This is a genomic window from Parasedimentitalea huanghaiensis, assembly GCF_009753675.1.
Classification (GTDB): Bacteria; Pseudomonadota; Alphaproteobacteria; order Rhodobacterales; family Rhodobacteraceae; genus Parasedimentitalea; species Parasedimentitalea huanghaiensis.
This window is the reverse complement of record NZ_WQLV01000005.1, coordinates 265,792-286,037: the sequence shown is the minus strand read 5'-3', so window position 1 is coordinate 286,037 and position 20,246 is coordinate 265,792. Positions and strand designations below refer to the sequence as shown.

At 55.6% G+C, this 20,246-nt stretch carries 20 protein-coding genes and 1 tRNA gene; 8 read left to right on the top strand and 13 right to left on the bottom strand.

Going from position 1 to position 20,246, the window contains the following annotated elements; all coding sequences use genetic code 11:
- Positions 1 to 25: 25 nt before the first annotated feature.
- From GO984_RS10470 to GO984_RS10450, 5 genes are all read right to left on the bottom strand, one after another.
- Positions 26 to 571, bottom strand: coding sequence for a sarcosine oxidase subunit gamma (locus GO984_RS10470; RefSeq protein WP_342448075.1), 546 nt, complete (start codon positions 569 to 571; stop codon positions 26 to 28).
- On the bottom strand, positions 564 to 3,494 hold the full coding sequence (locus GO984_RS10465) for a sarcosine oxidase subunit alpha family protein (protein ID WP_157022480.1): 2,931 nt from the start codon (positions 3,492 to 3,494) through the stop codon (positions 564 to 566). The genes GO984_RS10470 and GO984_RS10465 overlap by 8 nt, the downstream gene beginning before the upstream one ends.
- A complete protein-coding gene (locus GO984_RS10460; RefSeq protein WP_157022479.1) occupies positions 3,491 to 3,760 on the bottom strand; it encodes a sarcosine oxidase subunit delta in 270 nt (89 codons plus the stop codon). Before GO984_RS10460 ends, GO984_RS10465 begins: the two co-directional genes overlap by 4 nt.
- 93 nt (positions 3,761 to 3,853) lie before the next feature.
- Positions 3,854 to 5,107, bottom strand: coding sequence for a sarcosine oxidase subunit beta family protein (locus GO984_RS10455; protein WP_157022478.1), 1,254 nt, complete (start codon positions 5,105 to 5,107; stop codon positions 3,854 to 3,856).
- A gap of 464 nt (positions 5,108 to 5,571) precedes the next feature.
- Positions 5,572 to 7,002: a Glu/Leu/Phe/Val family dehydrogenase gene (locus GO984_RS10450; protein WP_157022477.1), complete on the bottom strand. Its 1,431-nt coding sequence runs from the start codon at positions 7,000 to 7,002 to the stop codon at positions 5,572 to 5,574.
- Positions 7,003 to 7,378: 376 nt separating this feature from the next.
- Between GO984_RS10450 and GO984_RS10445 the strand changes: the two genes are divergently transcribed.
- The 3 genes from GO984_RS10445 to GO984_RS10435 are packed head-to-tail and all read left to right on the top strand — an operon-like array spanning position 7,379 to position 10,157.
- Positions 7,379 to 9,022, top strand: a complete 1,644-nt coding sequence (locus GO984_RS10445; RefSeq protein WP_245231071.1) for a TadE/TadG family type IV pilus assembly protein — start codon at positions 7,379 to 7,381, stop codon at positions 9,020 to 9,022.
- Complete coding sequence (locus tag GO984_RS10440; RefSeq protein ID WP_157022475.1) at positions 9,019 to 9,555, top strand: TadE/TadG family type IV pilus assembly protein; 537 nt, start codon at positions 9,019 to 9,021, stop codon at positions 9,553 to 9,555. Before GO984_RS10445 ends, GO984_RS10440 begins: the two co-directional genes overlap by 4 nt.
- Positions 9,556 to 9,557: 2 nt before the next feature.
- Positions 9,558 to 10,157, top strand: coding sequence for a TadE/TadG family type IV pilus assembly protein (locus tag GO984_RS10435; protein WP_157022474.1), 600 nt, complete (start codon positions 9,558 to 9,560; stop codon positions 10,155 to 10,157).
- Here GO984_RS10435 and GO984_RS10430 read toward each other — a convergent pair.
- Positions 10,154 to 10,645, bottom strand: coding sequence for a hypothetical protein (locus GO984_RS10430; protein ID WP_209279398.1), 492 nt, complete (start codon positions 10,643 to 10,645; stop codon positions 10,154 to 10,156). The genes GO984_RS10435 and GO984_RS10430 overlap by 4 nt on opposite strands.
- An 88-nt stretch (positions 10,646 to 10,733) precedes the next feature.
- Entirely contained in the window at positions 10,734 to 11,690 is a 957-nt protein-coding gene (locus GO984_RS10425; RefSeq protein ID WP_157022572.1) for an NAD(P)-dependent oxidoreductase, read from the bottom strand.
- A 115-nt stretch (positions 11,691 to 11,805) separates the two neighbouring features.
- Between GO984_RS10425 and GO984_RS10420 the strand changes: the two genes are divergently transcribed.
- The 5 genes from GO984_RS10420 (at position 11,806) to GO984_RS10400 (ending at position 16,706) form a co-directional block, all read left to right on the top strand.
- Positions 11,806 to 12,681 (top strand): LysR family transcriptional regulator, encoded by an 876-nt coding sequence (locus GO984_RS10420; protein ID WP_157022472.1) that lies wholly within the window; start codon positions 11,806 to 11,808, stop codon positions 12,679 to 12,681.
- An 80-nt stretch (positions 12,682 to 12,761) separates the two neighbouring features.
- Entirely contained in the window at positions 12,762 to 13,940 is a 1,179-nt protein-coding gene (locus GO984_RS10415) for a 4Fe-4S double cluster binding domain-containing protein (RefSeq protein ID WP_157022471.1), read from the top strand.
- A 33-nt stretch (positions 13,941 to 13,973) separates the two neighbouring features.
- Complete coding sequence (locus tag GO984_RS10410; protein WP_157022470.1) at positions 13,974 to 14,690, top strand: CbiX/SirB N-terminal domain-containing protein; 717 nt, start codon at positions 13,974 to 13,976, stop codon at positions 14,688 to 14,690.
- A gap of 515 nt (positions 14,691 to 15,205) precedes the next feature.
- On the top strand, positions 15,206 to 16,054 hold the full coding sequence (locus tag GO984_RS10405) for a flagellin N-terminal helical domain-containing protein (protein ID WP_157022469.1): 849 nt from the start codon (positions 15,206 to 15,208) through the stop codon (positions 16,052 to 16,054).
- 578 nt (positions 16,055 to 16,632) lie between these two features.
- A tRNA-Cys gene (locus GO984_RS10400) sits at positions 16,633 to 16,706 on the top strand.
- Positions 16,707 to 16,847: 141 nt separating this feature from the next.
- Here the strand turns inward: GO984_RS10400 and GO984_RS23615 are convergent.
- From GO984_RS23615 to GO984_RS10375, 6 genes are read right to left on the bottom strand one after another with little or no spacing between them, the layout of a single operon-like run.
- Positions 16,848 to 17,294, bottom strand: a complete 447-nt coding sequence (locus tag GO984_RS23615) for a phage late control D family protein (RefSeq protein ID WP_167740291.1) — start codon at positions 17,292 to 17,294, stop codon at positions 16,848 to 16,850.
- Between the two features lie 34 nt (positions 17,295 to 17,328).
- The gene (locus GO984_RS10390; RefSeq protein WP_157022467.1) at positions 17,329 to 18,390 is read right to left on the bottom strand and encodes a hypothetical protein; all 1,062 of its coding nucleotides are present in this window, start codon (positions 18,388 to 18,390) and stop codon (positions 17,329 to 17,331) included.
- A complete protein-coding gene (locus GO984_RS10385; RefSeq protein ID WP_167740290.1) occupies positions 18,387 to 18,953 on the bottom strand; it encodes a phage tail protein I in 567 nt (188 codons plus the stop codon). Before GO984_RS10385 ends, GO984_RS10390 begins: the two co-directional genes overlap by 4 nt.
- The gene (locus GO984_RS23610; RefSeq protein WP_245231070.1) at positions 18,946 to 19,218 is read right to left on the bottom strand and encodes a baseplate J/gp47 family protein; all 273 of its coding nucleotides are present in this window, start codon (positions 19,216 to 19,218) and stop codon (positions 18,946 to 18,948) included. Before GO984_RS23610 ends, GO984_RS10385 begins: the two co-directional genes overlap by 8 nt.
- Before the next feature lie 12 nt (positions 19,219 to 19,230).
- On the bottom strand, positions 19,231 to 19,818 hold the full coding sequence (locus tag GO984_RS10380; protein WP_245231069.1) for a baseplate assembly protein: 588 nt from the start codon (positions 19,816 to 19,818) through the stop codon (positions 19,231 to 19,233).
- 26 nt (positions 19,819 to 19,844) lie between these two features.
- Positions 19,845 to 20,183, bottom strand: a complete 339-nt coding sequence (locus GO984_RS10375) for a GPW/gp25 family protein (RefSeq protein ID WP_157022465.1) — start codon at positions 20,181 to 20,183, stop codon at positions 19,845 to 19,847.
- Positions 20,184 to 20,246 lie beyond the last annotated feature (63 nt).

Here is a 20,246-nt window from a genome sequence, read left to right as displayed (position 1 = left end):
GTGAATCAGATAAGTTGCGCACAGACTAACCGCGTGCATCCACCGCCGCCATCGCTGTTTTCAAATCATGCACCAATGTACGGGCCATAGAGCGAAACACCATGATCTGAAACGCCTCTGGCCCCACCCGAGTGATCGAGCCCATCATGTGCGACACTTCACAGCGTGCGGTGTGTCCTCTTTTGAAAAGGTGACTACGAAGGTCAACGGGCGCCAACCGGGCCAAGACTGCCGCTGCGGATTCACCCTCCAGCCGCACCACGGTCCAAGCGTCGCTTTGGTCGGTAAGCGCTGCGATATCCGCCAATTCTTGCGTCGCAGCAGGTCCTTGCAGCAACGCTGCCCCCTGTCCAAACCAGATGGCCCGCGCACCAGCCTTACCGGTGCTGCGGTTTACTGCGGGAAATGCCATGCCGTGTGCGGCCTCCATCGTCGCGCTCACCGCCTCTTCCTGTCCTGCACAGGGCGCGATCAGGGTCATGGCCGCTGGGACATCTTCGGTCAGGTTTATGCTGCCTATGGTTACAGGCAGAATTCCGTCACAGGGTGTCAATGCTATTAGATCAGCCACGGGCACGGGTTCCTTCCGGGTCAAAGAATACCGGATCGACCACCTCGCAGAGCGCATCAATGCCCCGCAGATGATCCACCAAGCGCACGGTATCACCGATGCGGTCGGGGCCGGATTTAAGGAATGCCAGGCCAATCATATGGCCCAGCGCCGGTGAGAACCCAACCGAGGTGACATAGCCCTGATCATAGATCCGTTCAACTGGATCATCAGGGTTGAACAGATGAGCACCGCTGGTCAGTTGCTTCACTGCACCGACGGGTTTCAACCCCACCAGCCGCTGGCGATCTTCAGCCATGAGCCCCGGACGCGCCGACATCGGTTTGCCGATACAGTCTTTCTTTTTCGACACCATACCCTGCAGTCCAAGATCAAAGGCGGTGACGGTGCCGTTCAGCTCAGCATGGGTCAGAAAGCCCTTTTCAATGCGCAGGACATTCAGGGCCTCCATACCGTATGCCCCACCGTCAAGGGCTTTGGCTCGGCTTACCAATTCACGAAACAGCGCATCGCCATAACGGGCTGGCACCGCCAGTTCATAGGCCATCTCCCCCGAGAAGGAGATCCGGAACAACCGCCCCTGCACCCCCATCACATCAACCGTCCCGCAGCCCATAAAGGGCCAGCTGTCGTTGTCGATTTTTTCGCTCAAGATACCGTTCAACAGCTCGCGCGACTTGGGACCAGCCACAGCAAACTGCGCCCATTGCTCGGTCACCGAGGTGATTTGCACATCCCATTCAGGGCGCAGCGCCTGACGCACGAACTCCAGATGCGCCATCACCTGCCCTGCGGCCGCCGTAGTGGTGGTCATCACATAGTGATGGTCGCCCATGCGCGCAGTGGTGCCATCATCCATGACAAAACCATCTTCGCGCAACATCAACCCATAACGGACCTTGCCAACCTTCAGGGAGCTGAAGGTGTTGGTATAGACGAAATCCAGCAGTTTGGCCGCGTCTGGTCCCTGAATATCAATCTTACCCAGGGTGGAGACATCGCAGACACCGACATGATCACGCACCAACCCAATCTCACGATCACAGGATTGCCGCCAGTTGCTTTCATCACCTTCAGGGAAGTAACTGGCGCGGTACCACAGCCCGACTTCGATCTGCTCTGCGCCCAGTTCCTTGCTGGCCAGATGGGAAGTAAGGAACCGCTGTGGTTTGAACCCCATGCCCGCGGCCCCTGCCCCCATGGCCGCCATGGACACTGGCACAAATGGAGGGCGGAAGGTTGTTGTTCCGGTTTCCGGTATCCCCCGACCAGTTGCATCCGCCAGCACCGCCAGCGCCGCCACGTTCGAGTTCTTGCCCTGATCCGTCGCCATACCTTGTGTGGTGTAGCGTTTCATATGCTCGACCGAACGAAAGTTCTCGGTCGCGGCCTGCTTCACATCTTTGACCGTCACATCATTTTGGAAATCCAGCCAAGCGCGCCCTTTCCCGGGCACGGCCCATATTGCGGTCATGTTATAGGCATCATCCCCCGCCTGCGGCAGCGTGGCATCAACACCCTCCAGCCCGAGCTCCTGCAAGGCCTGCCCGGCGACCTCAGCCCCTTCACGCAGCGCGCCAGCGGTTGAGAATTCACCGTTGCAAGCCCCGGCGCAGGCCAGTCCCGGAACAGTTCCTGGCGTTGGCACAAAGCTGGCGATATCGCGGTTCCACTGGGGGCGGCCGTTCAAATGGCAGGTCAGGTGCAGCGTCGGGTTCCAGCCGCCGGACATCGCCAGACAATCGGTCTGGATACGTTCTTCACCCGCCACCGAACGCACGGTGATACTGTCAATGCGTTTGCGCCCGCCTGTGTTACAGACCTGAGCGCCCTTCATCACTGGGAACAAATCACTATCCGGGGCATCATGGCGACTGTCCACCACCATTGCCACATGCATCCCTGCCTGCACCAAGTCGCGCGCGGTGTGATGGGCCTGATCGTTGTTGGCAAACAGCGTCACCCGCTGCCCCGGTGCGACGCCCCAACGGTTCAGATAACTGCGCACCGCACTGGCGGTCATGATGCCGGGACGGTCGTTGTTGGCAAAGGCAATGGGGCGCTCTATCGCTCCAGCCGCTAAGACAGCCCGCTTAGCCACGATACGCCAAAAGCACTCGCGCGGCAGGCCGGCACGGCGGGAGTGATGATGCGCCACCCGTTCCAATGCACCATAAGTGCCCTGATCATAAGCGCCGGTAATGGCGGTGCGCGGCATCAGACGGACATTATCCATGTCCCCCAGCTCTGCCAGAACCTGTGCCACCCAGTCCACTCCGGGCAGACCGTCAACTTGCTCAACCTCGGACAACAGCCGACCACCCATGCTGGCATCTTCTTCGGCCAAAATCACGTCAGCACCAGCGCGACCTGCCACCAGCGCCGCCATCAACCCCGCAGGGCCAGAGCCAATCACCAGCAGATCACAAGAGGCATAGGCTTTTTCCGAAATATCTGGATCCGGCTGTCCCGATAATGCCCCTAGTCCGGCTGCCTTACGGATAGTGGGTTCATAGATTTTTTCCCAGAAGGCTGAGGGCCACATGAATGTCTTGTAATAAAACCCGGCCCCAAAAAACGGCGCGGCCAAATCGTTGACCGCCTGCACATCATATTCAACCGAGGGCCAGCAGTTCTGGCTGCGGGCTTCTAATCCTTCGAATATTTCTTGCTGGGTGGCACGGATATTTGGATCCTGCTGCGCACCCGACCCAACGGTCACCAGCGCGTTTGGCTCTTCACTGCCTGCGGTCAGAATTCCGCGCGGGCGGTGGTACTTGAACGAGCGTCCAACCAGATGCACACCATTCGCCAACAAGGCCGAGGCCAAGGTGTCGCCTTCCAAGCCCATCATGTGGCGACCATTGAACGAGAAGGTTACAGGTTTCGCGCCCTGCAACAGACCTTTGCCAGCGATCCTCATCGTTTGCCCCCCAGATCCGCAGTTGAAGCCAACCGCGTAGACACAATTTCATGGCTAACGGTACTGCGGCAGACTTCGATCCAGGCACTGCAACCCATTTCGTGATACCATAGCTCTTTGATTTCACCTGCGGGGTTATCGCGCAGATTCACATGGTCGTGCCAGTCTTCCAGCGTTGCGCTGGCTTCGGGTCGTGCCAAGGCCGCGCCTTTGACATAGAATTCACGTCGGTCCCGGTCGCCGCAAATGGGACATATAATCCTCATACGCCAAGCCCCTTCTTTTTGCTAAAACTACTCCGGGGGTGAGGCCCCTGTGCCGAGGGGGCAGAGCCCCTTAGCCGATGGCCGTTCATCAGATCAATGCAGGTTGTGTTGCGCACCGGTCCCCTCCTCATCCATCAACCCCTGCCCCGAGCGGAACCGGTCCAGTTTGAATTTGGTGGCCGCCCCATGCGGGCGGTCCGTGGCAATCAGATGTGCATAGGCATTGCCGGATCCGGGAATTGCCTTGAAGCCACCATAGCACCAACCACAATTCAGGTAGAGCCCTTCAATCCCCGAATGATCAATGATCGGAGAGCCATCCGGCGTCATATCCATGATGCCCCCCCAACTGCGCAGCACCTTGGCCTTTGCCAGTGCCGGAACCATTGAAACGCAGGTTTCCATCGTGTGTTCGACCATCGGCAAGTTGCCCCGCGCCGCATAAGAACTATAGAAATCAAGGTAGCTGCCAAACACCAACCCGCCCTTATCGGACTGGCTGACATAGAGATGGCCTTCGGCAAAGGACACAACATGGTTCAGAACAGGTTTGATGCCTTCACTGACAAAGGCCTGCAGAACGTGGCTTTCGATCGGCAATCGCAGCCCTGCCATCGCCGCAACCTGCCCTGACCGGCCCGCAGCGGCCAGTGCAACCTTCTTGGCGCGGATGACCCCACGGCTGGTTTGCACTCCCCGCACCTTGCCATTCTCAACGTCGATCCCAGTGACTTCGCAGTTCTGGATCAGGTCCACCCCGCGCTGGTCAGCGCCGCGGGCAAATCCCCAGGCAACGGCATCATGCCGGGCCGTACCCGCGCGACGCTGCAACAAGCCACCCATGATTGGAAAACGTGCATTGTCGTAATTCAGAATTGGCACCAATTTGCGCAGCGCTTCGCGGTTTAACAATTCCGCATCGTCACCCTGATTGATGATTGCATTGCCGCGCCGCACCATGGCATCGCGCTGACCATCGTTGTGATACACCATGATTTGACCACGCTGAGACATCATCACGTTATAGTTCAGCTCTTCTTCCAGCCCTTCCCACTGTTTCAGTGAGTGCGAATAGAATTCAGAGTTGCCCGGAAGATAATAATTGGCGCGCACGATGGTGGTATTGCGGCCCACATTGCCGCCGCCAAGATAACCTTTTTCAAGCACTGCCACATTGGTAATGCCGTGTTCTTTGGCCAGATTATAGGCTGTGGCCAGCCCATGGCCACCACCGCCGATGATTACCACATCGTATTCAGGCTGCGGTTCAGGGTCCCGCCAATGTGGCGCCCAGCCTTTGTTGCCTGTCAGCCCTTCCTTGAGCACGCGCCAGCCTGAAAACCGCATGGCATACCTCCAAATTCAAAATATTGGGACACCACCAAACTGGCTGCCGTATCCCGCTAGAGCATTGCTAGCCGCTTTCCCGGCGTGCTCCTACCCCTATTGAAAGAAACACTTTGGTCCGGCCGCTGGTCTCGGTACAAGTGCATGCACTGGGCAGATCTGTCTAGTGAAGATTGCGACATCCTGCGTCGTTCTTTGGCGGCACCCAAATCTTACCCCTGGCGCAGGCTCAACACTGATCAAATGCCCCCATTCGATAAGGCCTGAAGAACACCCAAGAATATGATTAGGAATGGAGCCGATCTGGAAAAGACGGTCACAGCTGTGATATTTTAGCTGCCGCTAAGGTTTCTGGCCCTGGATTTCATCAGCCCGCTTTCAGCGTCTCAGATGGGCTAAGAGACATCATAACGTAAAACGGCGCACTGATGTCAGCGCGCCGTCTTAATCTTATGATTGGTGGTTTACAGTCCTTTGGCGCGGTAGCTGGCAGCCACCTTGCCGATCGACACCAGATAGGCAGCGGTCCGCAGATCGGTGACATCATCACGGCTGTGCCAAACTTCACGCATTGACTGATATGCAATCCGCATAGTGTCATCGAGGCCCGAACGCACCAGTTCCAGCTCACCCGCACCACGCAGATATTTCTGGCGGAAACCGGGTGACATTGACCAGCGGCCTTCCATCACGTTTTCCAGCTGTTCCAGTTCGTTCAGAACCAGCTGATGGCGTGCTTCTTCCTGGCGGCGTTGCATCCGACCAAAGCGGATGTGCGACAGGTTTTTAACCCATTCAAAATAGGACACCGTCACACCACCTGCGTTGGCATACATATCTGGGATTATCACGATACCCTTGTCCCGCAGGATCTCGTCTGCGCCAGCCGTCACAGGACCGTTGGCTGCTTCGATGATCAGTGGGGCCTTAATACGGGCTGCGTTGGAGAGGTTGATCACCCCTTCCAGTGCGGCGGGCACCAGGATGTCGCACTCGGCTTCGAGCAGTGGTGAACCATCCTCGGAATAGGTCGCGTCAGGGTAACCCTTAACGCCTCCGTGCTGGCCAATCCACTGACGGACAGCTTCTACATCCAGACCGTTGGCGTCATAAAGGCCACCATCATATTCAATAATGCCGATGACCTTTGCGCCGTCTTCTTCGCTCAGGAACTTGGCGGCGTGGTAGCCCACATTCCCCAGTCCCTGCACAATGACCCGTTTGCCATCCAGCGACCCAGTCAGGCCAGCCTGTTCCATATCACGCGGATCACGGAAGAATTCCTGCAGCGCATATTGAACGCCACGCCCCGTGGCCTCGACGCGGCCAGCAATGCCGCCAGCATTCAGCGGCTTACCCGTAACACAAGCACGCGCATTGATATCAGTTGTATTCATGCGTGCATATTGGTCAGCGATCCATGCCATTTCACGTTCTCCCGTGCCCATATCTGGCGCGGGAACGTTCTGGCTGGGATGGATCAGGTCTCGTTTGGCCAGCTCATAGGCAAAGCGACGGGTAATCCGCTCCAGCTCATGTTCTTCATACTGGCGTGGATCAATGCACAGCCCACCTTTGGAGCCGCCAAACGGGGCCTCAACCAGCGCACATTTGTAAGTCATCAGCGCCGCCAGCGCTTCGACCTCATCCTGGTTCACGCCCATCGCAAAACGAATACCGCCTTTGACCGGCTCCATATGTTCGGAGTGCACCGAACGATATCCGGTAAAGGTCTGGATCTCACCGCGCAGGCGCACACCAAAGCGCACGGTATAAGTGGCGTTGCAGACCCGGATTTTCTCTTCCAACCCAGGTGGTAGGTCCATCAGGGCGACTGCCCGGCTGAACATCAGGTCCACACTTTCGCGGAAACTGGGTTCGTTGAGATTGCTCATTAGCTGTTCTCCATGATCTTGAGGCGACTCGCCTCCCTTTGTCACAACCAAGTTATGACGACTTCTTTAAGAAGTGCGACCTTTTTGACCATTCCCATTCCAAAAATCTTGTTTTTGACGATTCGACGCCAGCATTCCCCCTAACCGTCAGGAGACGGCGAACCAAGAGGCCAATCAAATTCAGCACAAAATTGCCTTAATTTTATAGCTTAATTGAATATTAACACCATATGAGCGCCCCATTTCCGCCATCTTCATCAAGCATTAACGATTTGAATTATTGCAACTGTATCCATGCGGGCCCAATTCCGTTTATGGGCCGGAGAGGATTGAAATGCTAACGCGCCTTCGCGAAACAACTGCCCTATCCACAAACATGACCCGCCCCTGTTGGGTCGCCTTGCGACGGTACGCACGGGAAGAAGACGGCGTCCTGATCAAACCCACCATTGCGACATTTCTTTCGATGTTGGCGGTGGGTGGCATTGGCGTCGATCTGATGCGGATGGAACGTGACCGCACACAGTTACAGTATACCCTGGACCGGGCGGTTCTGGCTGCAGCAGATCTGGATCAGACCCAGACGCCCGCAGCAGTGGTTCTCGACTACCTGACCAAATCGGGCATGGCTGACTATTACCAGACACCAACCTCGGAAATCGGTTTGGGATACCGTCGGGTATCAAGCACAATCGAAACAGATTTCATCACACAATTCCTAAACTTCACAGGTGTTTCCACTATGCCGCTCAATGCGGTTGCGACGGCTGAAGAAAGTATTGATGGGTTGGAAATCTCACTGGTGCTGGATGTCTCTGGCTCGATGAACTCAAACAGTCGCCTCAGCCGGCTAAAAGTCGCGGCGAAAGACTTCATCGATACAATGGTGGCCAATACCACCGATGGTAAGATGTCTATTTCGATCATCCCCTACGCTACGCAGGTGTCTGCACCTGATGAGTTGTTCAACCAATACAACGTCACAGATGAACACAATTACTCGCGCTGCATTAACTTTGAATCGTCCGACTATAATACAACGGTCCTGTCAAACACCGCCGAGCTGGAACGCACGATGCATTTCAGCCCTTGGGCGAGTTATGACTACCGCACCAGATATACGACACCTAGATTGGTGGACAAACCTGTCTGCGATCCCCGTGAGAGCCGCGAAATGTTACTCTTCGAAAAGAGTGCTGCAACGCTGAAAGCCTTTATTGGCAATCTTTCGGCCTGGGGTAACACCTCTATCGATATCGGAATGAAATGGGGAACGACATTACTGGACCCCAGTGCTCAGCCTGCGATCAGTGCACTTACCTCGGGCCCTGACGCAATTATTCCAGTCGACTTTGCTGCCCGACCATCCAGCTATACTGACGGAGATACGATCAAAATTGTGGTGCTGATGACTGACGGTCAGAATACCTCACAGTACTACATCGAAGATGACCATCGCCGCGGTGACTCGAACATATTCTATACGCATAACTCTGACAGAGACAGGCGGCGGTACTCCACCTACGTCCCGGCCTACAATCAATACTATTGGGACCGGAGAGCGGACTATAGCTATGGTCAATGGGAAGATCATCCGTTTGGCGAAGGGGCATCGTTGTGTACCAGCAGCAGCTGTTACAGCCGTGTTGATGAACCGGGAGACCCGGTGCGACTTAGCTATGCTGACCTTTGGGCGTACACGTCTCTGAAGTACAACTACAATTACATCTACGGCGATTGGATGGGTTCCAGTTCTGCCAGGAGTGAGTGGTACTATGGTGTTTACGACTCTTACGGCACCAGCACCAAGAACGCCCGAACCAAGAGCATATGCGACGCAGCCAAAGGTGCCGGTATAATCGTCTACACAATTGGCTTTGAGGCCCCCAGCGGTGGACAGGCAGTGCTCCAAGACTGTGCCAGCTCGGACGCCCACTACTTTGACGTGGACGGTCTAGAAATCTCGGAGGCGTTTGCCTCGATTGCAACGTCGATCCGCCAACTGAGGCTCACCCAATGATTACGCGCATTCAAAACTCGATCCGCAACTTTCGCTCCCGCGAAGACGGCAGCTCCACGGTTGAATTTGCCCTCGTGGTCCCGGCCTTTATCATAATTCTGTTGTCCACAGTAGAATTGGGACTGATTACGATCCGGCAAACGATGCTTGAACGGGCTATGGACCAAACTGTGAGAGACCTGAGACTGGGGACCGGCACGGGTCAAACCCACGACGGTATTCGTAACGCGATCTGCGATCGGTCTGGTTTCATCGACGATTGCGGCACCTCATTGCGTTTGGAAATGGTTCAGGTTGATCCCTTTAACTGGGCCGGCATCAACGAGGTTCCGGACTGCATCGATCAGGCCGAAGTCGTTCTGCCTGTGCGCGAATTCACCAATGGCCAGTCCAATGAACTGATGTTCATTCGAGCCTGTATGAAATTTGAACCCATCTTCCCATTCTGGGGCTTGGGAAACAGCTTGCACAAAGATGGCGAAGGTCGGGTTAGCCTGTTTGCCTCCTCTGCATTTGTTCAGGAACCGAGGTAGTCATGAAAAAACTTTTCACAAACCGCCTAAAAGCATTCCGCCGCGAAACAGAGGGGATGGTCTCAGTCGAATTTGCCTTCTACGCTCCCTTTTTGCTGTTGATCTTTGCGTCGATCTACACCTTTTTCGACGCGTTCAAGCAGGAAAGTGCAAACCTGAAGGCCGCCTATACGGTATCAGATCTGATCTCTCGCGAGACCAATGCCATCAACAACGATTACATTGATAGCATGCATAAACTGACTGAGCTTCTCATCCGCTCGGACTCGGCAATCTCATTGCGTGTTTCGGTCATTCGCTGGGATGAAGAGGATAATCGCTACTATGTTGACTGGTCAGTTGTACGTGGCACGGCCCTCAGTGCCTGGTCGGATGGCACAATCAGCGATGTTGAGAGCAGTTTGCCCACCATGCCAGACCAAGAACGGGTCATTTTGGTTGAAACGCAAAACAACGTCGACACAGCTTTTCAAATTGGCCTCCCAAGCATGGAAATCTTCAACTTTGTCTTCACCCGGCCACGTTTTGCCCCACAAATCGTGTTTGAAGGGTCAACACTAAGTGGCGGAGCTCATGATGACGCCGTTGACGCAATAGACTAAAGTTTACCATCCCCTGCCTGGTCGCGCATTGCTAGCATCGCGGCCAGGATTTCCGACATCGCTTTGCTCTGGGATCCTGGTGTCACTCCGCCAACGCCAATCTGTCGACCGAAACGCCACCACAATCCAGGCCGCCAGATACGACTGGCTGGAGTTTTGGTTTTGATCAGAAATCCATTCGATGGTTTGAACGCAAAGAACCCCCGGTCGATGTTCTGAATATCGTCAATCCGCGCAATTACGTTGCCATCGGTGCAGCGCAGTTCAGTCTTGGTCAGCTCGATCTGAAATTGGGTGGCTTGCCACATTCGCGCCGCCAGCCAGAGTGCGGCCGACCCGACCACCAGCAGAAAGACCAGCCAGGCCATCGAAGGTGGTGTAGATAGCGCCACATAGATGACCAGTCCGCCGACCATCGAGAGCATCCCTACCCCCATATATCGGCGTGCTTCGGAGGCCTTTACCGTTGCCACGATTTCGTCGCTCATCATTCACTCCCCATGTCGCGCCGATCAAAGGCGCGCGCTGGGTTTAGCTTGAAATGGATAAAACGAACAGCCCCCACAATTGGGTAGTCTATTGCGCTGCTTCACGGTTGATCACCACCTCATAGCCTGCCTCTTCTGGCTCATCGTCGATCAGTTCAGTTGGAAAGCCATCTGCCAGAACCTTATGCCCGGTCACCTCTTCCAACCGTTCGATAATGCGATCAGACTGAGCCCGCTCCCCATAACGTTGCTGCCCGTCTTTCATGATACGAATAATTTCAGGGGACAATTCCAGCGGAACGTCATTGCGATCTGCAATGGCCTGGAACAATCCGATATCTTTGAGTACCAGATCAATGGTGAAATTTACATCTCTTGCCCCGGACAGGATCAGCTGGCTTTCCGTTTCGTGGGTGAACGATGTGCCCGAGCTGATCTTGATCGCTTCATAGGTGGTTGCCATATCCAGTCCAGCGGCTTTCATCGTCACCATGGCCTCTGATAGTGTCAGCAAGTTAGCAGTGGCGAGATAGTTGGTCATCACCTTCAAGATGCTGGCCGTTCCTATCTCGCCTGTGTGCAACACACGACGCCCCATCAGGATGAGCAGCGGCAAGATACGTTCAAACGTGGGGCGGTCGCAGCCCGCAAAGATTGAGATATTGCCGGTATCAGCCCGATGACACCCGCCCGAAACCGGGCATTCGACCGCTGCACCGCCACGTGCAATCACTGCGGCCCCCAAACGTCGTACTTCAGCCTCATCGGTGGTGGACATCTCCATCCAAACCTTACCTTCGGTCACCTCAGGCAACATTTCCTGCAGTACCGCATCTGACGCAGTTGGCGAGGGAAGACAGGTGATCACGACGTCACAATCCCGCATCAGCGCCGCAGCGCAATCACCTGCCTTTGCACCTCTAGCAACAAAACCCTGCACAAGATCTGGATTCAAATCATGCGCAACCAAATCCACACCATTGCGGAGCAGGCTACCCGCCAGTTTGGCACCCACATTGCCAAGGCCGATAAAGCCTACGTTCAGTCCCATTGTCATGTGTTCATCCCCTGAAGATCACTGCTGATCCACGGCTAACTTGACCCAACCTGATAATGAAACGAATAATAACACCTCCTGACCCCAATAAAATTAGCAACAGATGTCCGATCTTCCCAATCTTGTCTGGCTGCGTGCATTTGAGGCGTCAGCCCGGTTGCGCAGTTTTACCGCCGCCGCCGAAGAGCTGGGGTTAAGCCAAGCCGCTGTCTCGCATCAGATCCGCAGTCTGGAGGCGAGTTTCGGCGTCGCGCTCTTCCTGCGTCGTGCCCGTCATCTGGAATTGACGGCATTGGGTCATGCCTATTACCCAACCGTCGCGCAGGCACTGGATGATATTGCCTATTCCACCCGCGGATTGCTGCGCCCCATGGAAGCCCGCGTCATTACCCTGCGGGCCCCGATCTCAACCGCAGTCTTGTGGATCGCACCGCGTCTTAGTGAATTTCAGATCCAGCACCCACACATCAAACTGCGGCTGATCTCTGCAATCTGGGCGGATAGCACCAGTGACAATGATGTGGACATCGACCTGCGCCTTGGGCCCTCCAGCTGGTTTGACCGTCGCGCTCATCTGCTCTCCACTGAACATGTGATTCCAGTGGCCTCGCCGAGACTGGCCGCCCAACTGACCAATGCCCGCGATATTCTCAGCCAAAACCTGATTCACATTCATGGCTACCAAGACAATTGGCTGCGCTTCTCCAAGAGCCACGAATTGGACCCAAAGGATGGTCACGCCGACTTGTTGACGGATACATCACTGGCCGCCATCGAGATGGCCGCAGCGGGTGCAGGTGTGGCAATGATCATGCACCGGTACGCGCAAGCAGCTTTGGATCAGGGTCGGATTACACGGGTGAAGGATTTTGAGATACCTATGGGTCAGGGACATTACTTGATGCCGACCACAGGATCGGGCCCCAACAGCGCCGAAGAAATGCACGTACGGGATTGGATCACTGCGATTTTCTCCTGAAAACAGGGCGGGATACTTCCCGGGGATTGGCGGCCACAGAAGATGTTGCGCCCCCCTGCACGGGTCGCTAGCTTCGCGACATGGTCTGGCCCAACAACACTCCGCCCCAACGTGATGGCGACGCCAACGCTGGCATCGACGTCACCGATGATTTTGAGGGCTTTGCCCAGCGCAACGACATTTTCACCCGTGCCTTTTGGGATGATCGGGTGATCTCAAAACACAGTGCTAAATTCTTTGCCTCCTACCGGATGGAAGCCGCGCCACGCCGTGGTGATGGGTTTAGCCGCCGTGATTTCGCCCTGCGCAACGCCTCTTGGCTGATCTCGGACATGGTGTCGAACCGCACCGCAGATCAGGGCCTGCGTCAGGGGTTTCAGGCGCCGATCCAATCTGACACCCCTGTTGCCGATGAAACCATTGAGGTTGATGACCCGACGCAAATGTCGGCTGAGATCAAACGTATCGCCAAGTTCTTTGGTGCTGATCTCTGTGGTGTCACCGATCTGGATGAACGCTGGCTGTATACCAGCCGCGTTGATACTCGCGACATGACTGACGCGCCGCATGATTTGCCAGAGGGCCTGACAAACGTGATTGTTCTGGGCCATGAGATGGACGAGGAGCTTGTCGCCACCTACCCGTCTGCACTGGCCGGGGCAGCGACGGGGCGCGAGTATAGCCACGAAGCATCCATTGTGATGCAACTGGCCGCCTATATCCGCAATTTAGGGTATGAGGCTGTCCCCTCAATGAATGACACCGGGTTGGTCATCCCCTATGCGGTCAAGGCCGGTCTGGGCGAATATGCTCGCAACCAGATGGTCATCACCCCTGAATTTGGCCCCCGTTTGCGGTTCTCCAAGATCTTCACCAACCTGCCGCTATCCCATGACAGTGCCAACCCCAAAGGTGTGCGCGATTTTTGCGACATTTGCACCAAATGCGCCACTGCCTGCCCGGTCAAAGCCTTGCCCTTTGGCCCGCCTGAGGTGGGCGGCAGCAATGTCTCGGCGATCAAAGGCGTGCGCAAATGGACGTCTGATGCCGAGAAATGCTTCTCGTTCTGGGCCAAGCTGTCCTCGGACTGCGCCATCTGCATGCGGGTTTGTCCCTTCAACCGCGACTATACCAAGCCACAACATAGGTTGTGGCTCAAACTTGCCCTGTCCCCACTGCGCCATCTGGCGTTGCGGTTATCCAAATCCCATGGAGCGCGTAAAAAGCCCGGAGGGTGGTGGACCAAAAACGCCAACTAGCGCTTTCAAAATTCAGCCCAAAAAGCCAGCCAAATGATAATGCCAAACGCCCGCCCCATAGCCCTGATCACCGCCCATGGCCAACCTTCGGCCCCTAAGTCACCCGAGGCAGCACTGGCGCGGTTGGCGGCACGGGTGCAGGATCTATTGCCAGACTGGCAGATCCGGTCGGCCACTTTATCAACACCGGGTCGGTTTGAATCTGAACTGACACCCGGCACTGTCATCTATCCGTTTTTTATGGCCCGCGGCTGGTTTGTTGGCAAAGTACTGCCCAGCCGGATCGGCGACATCCCACATCAGATGGCCTGCCCCTTTGGGCTTGACCCTGCCCTGCCCGCGCTTGTCGCTTCAGCACTGGATCACGAAGTTGCCCAACGCGGCTGGACCGGTCAAACCTATGACCTGTTACTGGCTGCACATGGCTCGGCGCGTGGCCCCAAGGCCGCCGAGGCCGCCGAAGTTTTTGCAAAGGTCCTGCGTCCCCTGCTGCCCTGCGCCCGGATTACGCTTGGATTTGTGGAACAGGATCCAACAATTGAGGCAGCTGCCAGGATCTTGACAGACCGCGCCCTGTGCCTCCCCTTTTTCGCCCAAGCCGGGGATCACAGCCGCACCGATGTTCCACAGTCCCTTATCGCGGCAGGGATCCACGACACGCCCTTGAACGTGACCGGCGCCCTCCCCGGCACCGCCGCGTTAATTGCTAGAGCCCTCCAGGCTTGCGCGGGTGCGGCTGGGACCAGGTAGAAAACACAACAGTGTTGTTGCGAGAATTGAGCCTTCGCACGGCACGGACGCTTGTCTTGAATCACACCACACGGCTTAGGCGGCGCGTTGACGGCGTGGTGGCACAATTGTTTTTTGTTGAAATAGGACAAATTATTGACAACCTTAAAGTGAGAAAGCTCTTCAAAACGCACGGATAGGATGCTTTTCTCAGGCAACCAACATCAAGCTAATACATTGAAAAAACATAACTTCATGTGATTTACACCTATTTTGAACTCTCTCAGCTCCCGAGCAAGAACATGCGATAGGATTTTCGCCGACCACGAAATTTTGTGTGCTTTCTCTAAATCCGAATTTGCGTTAGCGATTTGTTTTCTTGTCTACAACTAGTGTCCAATTGCACCTTGTACCAAGGGTGGCATGCAGACCTGAGGGTCAAGCGTAATGTCAGAATGACCCCCATCAACAGTTTCGAAGAAGACCTCAAAGCGGGCCCCTATTTCGAGCAAAAGTGACCACTAGGAGCACTACAAATGACAAGCATTCTGACAAACAATGGCGCAATGGTTGCACTTCAGACTCTGCAGTCTGTGAATGACAATCTGACCACTGCCCAAAACGAAATCTCCACCGGTAAACGCGTTGGATCCGCCAGCGACAACGCCGCTGTATGGGCGATTTCGAAAACAATGGAATCCGATATCGCGGGTTTTGAAGCCATCTCCGAAAGCCTGTCAGTTGGTGAAGCCACTGTTTCGGTTGCTTCGGCTGGTGCTGAACAGATCGTTGAAAAGCTGACTGAAATCAAAGAGCTGATCGTATCTGCTCAGTCTGAAAACGTCGACCACACCAAGATCCAAAACGACATCGACGCGAAGACTGAACAGGTTGCTGCCATCATTGGTGCCGCCCAGTTCAATGGTGCCAACCTGTTGGCCACTGACGTTGATGGCAATGGTGCTACCTCCTTGGGTGTTCTGGCATCCCTTGACCGCGTTGGAGCAACAGGCACCCCAACAGCAACCGAAATCACAGTTACTACAGTAGATTTTGAAGCCAATGTTGACTTGGCAGCTAACCTAACATCAATTGCAGATGTCACCACTGCGGCCACAGCTTTAGGTGAAATCGAAGGCTTCTTGACCGTGGCCATCACTGGTGCCGCCGCACTGGGATCCGATACCGCGCGTCTGAAGGACCAGGGTGATTTTGTCGGTAAGCTGACAGACTCCATGAAGATGGGTGTCAGCTCGATGACCGACACCAACATGGAAGAGGCTTCTGCTCGATTGAAGGCCCTGCAAACCCAGCAGCAGCTGGCTGTGCAGTCCCTCTCAATCGCAAATGGTGCGCCACAGTCGATCATGACACTGTTCCGCTAAGTAAAATAAACCGGGGCGCTTGATCGCCCCGGTTTTCCAATCGCTCTACCATGTAATGCTGGACTGGAGGCACACTTGCTACAGAAATGAATGTAGCTCGACATTCGAAATGTAAGAATAACTTCAGGCCCGTCCAACATTTCCGGTACGAATTCGCTCCGCCATTGACCTTTGTATTGCTTTCTGGCTTGCTTCTCGACCGACTAACGGCACCTTGACCTTCTGCTTGTCAGGATCGGGCTGAGACAATGGTCCATCACCCACCCAAGCACCAATATCCCCGCATTGCCACGGCCGCTATGGAATCGGCCTCTTTCTCAAGTTATTGGCGATTGGATGCTCCCGGCGGCTCATCAATGAAAGAAGATCGGTAGCCCAGGTTGACGATGGGTATTCGGGGCGGTCGAAGGTGCCCGCGCCGTGCGCCAGAAAAGCCACACCCGCCTATCAAAAGGCATAGGTGATTGAACGGTCAGGTTCACAACAAGAAAAGCGCAAGAACCTGTGGCAAACTGATTGCCAGAGGGCCTTGCGCTCTTTCATGGAATCACCTAATACGCCTGCACCACAGCGACTTAGGCGAGTTGGCGGAGTGGTGACGCAGCGGATTGCAAATCCGTGTACACGAGTTCGATTCTCGTACTCGCCTCCATTTAAAATCAATCACTTACATGACATTCCCAAGCGCCGAAAAAAGCGCTCGCAACACGTTTCGCAACATTCATGTTTCGGTCCCGTTCTGTTCCCCGACATCACCACATTGTCCAACTGGTTGCCGAAACACGGTTCGAGCCTACTTCATCTGCTCGGTTTCAACGCTGGTGCGATAGCCACCACTGTCGAGGCTGTGGGTCGCACGGGTGATCAGCCATTCTCCATCGATGTAAGATCGGAACCCGGCCGCAAGCAGTTTCCCCTCTGCCATGGCATCGGGATCACCTGGCATTGCGACCAACAAGGACCGCCCAGCACGCTGCAGTTTTTGGAATTCTGACTCCGCAGCTGTTTGGGCTGCATCCTTGTTTGGGAACCGGCGCTTTAACCTGCGTACAGGCTCCCCCTCGCCCGCTGTGCACTCCTGCGGCCTGCCCTCAGCGAGATCCTGATACACAGCAACAACAGATCCAGCTTTGGCTTTCACGCTATTGCGATAGCGCCAGCGGCTCACCTTCTTCTGCGTCAACAGCAAAATTGGCATGGCTTGCCCGGATGCTGTCAGGTTTTCGCCCCGCTTTGCCATGACAATGCGTCCATCCCCAGGTTTGGCAATGGCGTCAAAGTCCCGCGCCACCCATGATCAAGATGGAAACGTTGTCCCAATCGCCTGGGACACCGTTGAAATTAACATTGCTGATCTCCACGTAGCTGAGAGTTTTGTTTACGAGATAGGTAAAGTTGCGCTCATCTGAGACTGTTAAGGCATTCGCGGGCACGGGAAAGACAGCGTAATTGGTGTTTGCCATTTGGTTTGCAAAGTTTGCCCTATAGACCTCTGCACCCAAATCGGTGTTGCTCGAGACGTTAAAGGCCTCTCTGATCGCAACTGTGCCCTGCCCGTTGAAGTTCACCCAAGCTGTTGGCAATGCATTTGATTGCAACGCTTTGATCGCCTGATGGGTACGCAGCGACGTCATTAGCCTAGCATTGTCCGTTCCAGCTTCGGCTTGGGCCTGTGTCGCTATAGACGCCGATATGGTCATGTCTCCTCCCAGTGCACCACCGCCGGTCAAACCACTGCCTGCAGTAATTGAGCGGCTGGTTTTTACAAAGCTTCCAGACGACACCCCGTCCAGCTTGTCAGCGTTTAGACCTGAACCTGCACCATCGACCGTCAAAAGCTTGGCCAGAACGTCGGACGCAGTATAGCTCGCAGCATCCAGTTTGGTGCCAATCAAAGCGGTCAGAGCTGCTGACATATCTCCATTATCAGAGATGGCCGTGGCGAGTTCGTTGAGCGTATCCAGTTGCGCAGGCGCAGCACCAACCAGTGCATCGATTGCAACATCGATGGCCTGCTTAGTGCGCAAAGCCGTCATCAGTTTGAGGCTGTTCGTCCCCGCCTCAGCGATAGCCTTATCGGCCAGATCCGCCGAAAGGGTCAGACCACCGTCAAGCGAGCCGCCGCCATCTAGCCCAGTACCGGTCGCAATCACCGTCGCCACAGCCGTCGCGATTTGCGCTTTCAGCCATGCTGTGCGCTCTGCAAGTTGCTTGGCCTGCACATTGGCAATTCCCGCGCCGGTTTCAATGTTAGGCGGGCCGCCCAGCACAGGGTCAGTCATCTCAATTTGATAGATCCCGGCAGCCCAGTCGGCGACCTCAGGCAAGTTGGTCATAGGATAACTCCGTGGGTATAGCTGCCGTCGTAAGACACGGCGGCGTTATAGCGATGTGCGGCTTGGGTGAAGTACAGCCCCTTGAGGTGACAGCGCGCCGGGGCAACATTGGTCAGGATCTCGCGCACCTGGGCGGCCTGATCTAACGTGATGGGCCGGTCCAGATAAATCCGGTATTCGGCCCAGTGATCAGGGCCTTCATAGATTTCCTCGCCATCATAAAGATGGCTGCCTTCATGCAAAAAGCTGGGTTTGCCTTCGATAATCCGTGCCGTTCCATAACCCGCTGCAGCAAGAGCCCGTTTCACGGTGCCCACAGTCCCTTTATGTCGGTGCACTTGTACGGAACCCGCGATCACTGCCCGCTTGTCTTCACTGGCCCAGTCAGGGTCCCTGTTGTCGACAGAGAACGACCAGGCCAGCCAGGGCAGCAGTTCCTCGGGGCAGTTTTCCGGGTCCCAGAGTGTCTGCAGCGAGAATGCTGGAGCCAGTGCCGGGCCGGTCACCGCCTCGATGTCGCGTTCCTGGCTGGTCGCATTATGAGGTAACAGGCTCTCAGGCACTAATGCCCCCAACTGTTACGGTAACACTGGTGCAAAAGGACGCTTGTGCCTCTCCGATAACGATATCTGCTGCCGGGCTTGTCAGGGTCACATTCTGAACCCCAGGCTGATGCAAAGCAGAGTAAAGCCCGGACAGGGTTACATCGCGGCCCAGTCGGTTTTGGGTTGTCGCATAGGCTGTCGCCGCATCCTCTGCTGACTGGCGCACCACCGTGCTGTCAGGACCGGGCAACACCGTCAGCGTGGCTACAATGGAATAATCCACGATAGTTGCAGCCTATACCGTCACCTGATCAGTCAGCGGCCGCACATCATCCGCGCTCAAATCGGCCAGAACCTTTGCGACTAGCGCGGCAACTGCAGTGCCGTTGCCAGAGCGCGACAAGATCGATACCAGCACTTCGCTTGGTGCTGGACTCTGCACCCTGGCATCTGCAACATCGGGGTCAGCCCCCAGCGCGTGGAAGATATAGGCACCGGCTGGGCCTGCACTGCTGAATCCTTCAAATGCGAGCAGCATACGGCGACGGAAATCCTGATCGCTTTCCAGAACCGCTGGCACAGGTGGCAATGCGTCATCATCACCTGGAGCAATCGTCAGTCGCACGACCCCAAAACGCACGGCAATCTGATCCAGATCACGACCCGTGGCATAGGCAGGCATAACGGAGCGCGCACCATCATTTACACGCTGTTCGGTTATCGTTTTGTTATAGGCCGCGATTTCCAGAATCTTGTAAGCGGGATCACTCTCAACCAAGGCGTCAAAGACTGGATCGCGGGCGCGAAGCTCAGCCAGCATTGCCGCAAGCGTCACCTCGTAGTTCACCGGCAGCACCACATTTGGCGCTGGCAGTTGGGACATATCAATTGCAGTAAACCCACCTGCCATCAGTGCACCTCAATTCCATCAAGGGTGACGTGCTGGCCTGTCGGCAGATACTGCCCATCCAGCGAGATCAGGACCTCACCAGGCGCAGGCATATCCACGGACACCTGATCAAGTTGCAATCGCGGCTCCCAGATCTCGAGCGCTTCGTATGTGGCTGCAATCATGTCCAAGCGGGTGGCATCGCTCATCGGCGCATCAATAAGCCGATAGAGACGGCTGCCATAATCGCGGCGCATCACGCGGGTGCCGATGGGGGTGGTCAGGATATCGCGCACCGACTGGCGCAAATGCGCCATGCCGGAAAGCTGCTTACCAGTGGATGCGTTGAGACCAATCATGCGCGATCATGGTCATAGGGTCAGTGGAAAGACCTCTGGCGGTTTTCCCTTTGCTTTTGCAGG

Bases quoted from the DNA above. Each gene is read 5' to 3' on its own strand.
- GO984_RS10380 (WP_245231069.1), bottom strand. From the start codon at position 19,818: ATGTCCCAACTGCCAGCGCCAAATGTGGTGCTGCCGGTGAACTACGAG.
- GO984_RS23615 (WP_167740291.1), bottom strand. From the start codon at position 17,294: ATGGCAAAGCGGGGCGAAAACCTGACAGCATCCGGGCAAGCCATGCCA.
- GO984_RS10445 (WP_245231071.1), top strand. From the start codon at position 7,379: ATGACCCGCCCCTGTTGGGTCGCCTTGCGACGGTACGCACGGGAAGAA.
- GO984_RS10410 (WP_157022470.1), top strand. From the start codon at position 13,974: ATGATAATGCCAAACGCCCGCCCCATAGCCCTGATCACCGCCCATGGC.
- GO984_RS10455 (WP_157022478.1), bottom strand. From the start codon at position 5,107: ATGCGGTTTTCAGGCTGGCGCGTGCTCAAGGAAGGGCTGACAGGCAAC.
- GO984_RS10420 (WP_157022472.1), top strand. From the start codon at position 11,806: ATGTCCGATCTTCCCAATCTTGTCTGGCTGCGTGCATTTGAGGCGTCA.
- GO984_RS10430 (WP_209279398.1), bottom strand. From the start codon at position 10,645: ATGAGCGACGAAATCGTGGCAACGGTAAAGGCCTCCGAAGCACGCCGA.
- GO984_RS10415 (WP_157022471.1), top strand. From the start codon at position 12,762: ATGGTCTGGCCCAACAACACTCCGCCCCAACGTGATGGCGACGCCAAC.
- GO984_RS10465 (WP_157022480.1), bottom strand. From the start codon at position 3,494: ATGAGGATCGCTGGCAAAGGTCTGTTGCAGGGCGCGAAACCTGTAACC.
- GO984_RS10405 (WP_157022469.1), top strand. From the start codon at position 15,206: ATGACAAGCATTCTGACAAACAATGGCGCAATGGTTGCACTTCAGACT.
- GO984_RS10460 (WP_157022479.1), bottom strand. From the start codon at position 3,760: ATGAGGATTATATGTCCCATTTGCGGCGACCGGGACCGACGTGAATTC.
- GO984_RS10375 (WP_157022465.1), bottom strand. From the start codon at position 20,183: ATGATTGGTCTCAACGCATCCACTGGTAAGCAGCTTTCCGGCATGGCG.
- GO984_RS10390 (WP_157022467.1), bottom strand. From the start codon at position 18,390: ATGACCAACTTGCCTGAGGTCGCCGACTGGGCTGCCGGGATCTATCAA.
- GO984_RS10450 (WP_157022477.1), bottom strand. From the start codon at position 7,002: ATGAGCAATCTCAACGAACCCAGTTTCCGCGAAAGTGTGGACCTGATG.
- GO984_RS10440 (WP_157022475.1), top strand. From the start codon at position 9,019: ATGATTACGCGCATTCAAAACTCGATCCGCAACTTTCGCTCCCGCGAA.
- GO984_RS10435 (WP_157022474.1), top strand. From the start codon at position 9,558: ATGAAAAAACTTTTCACAAACCGCCTAAAAGCATTCCGCCGCGAAACA.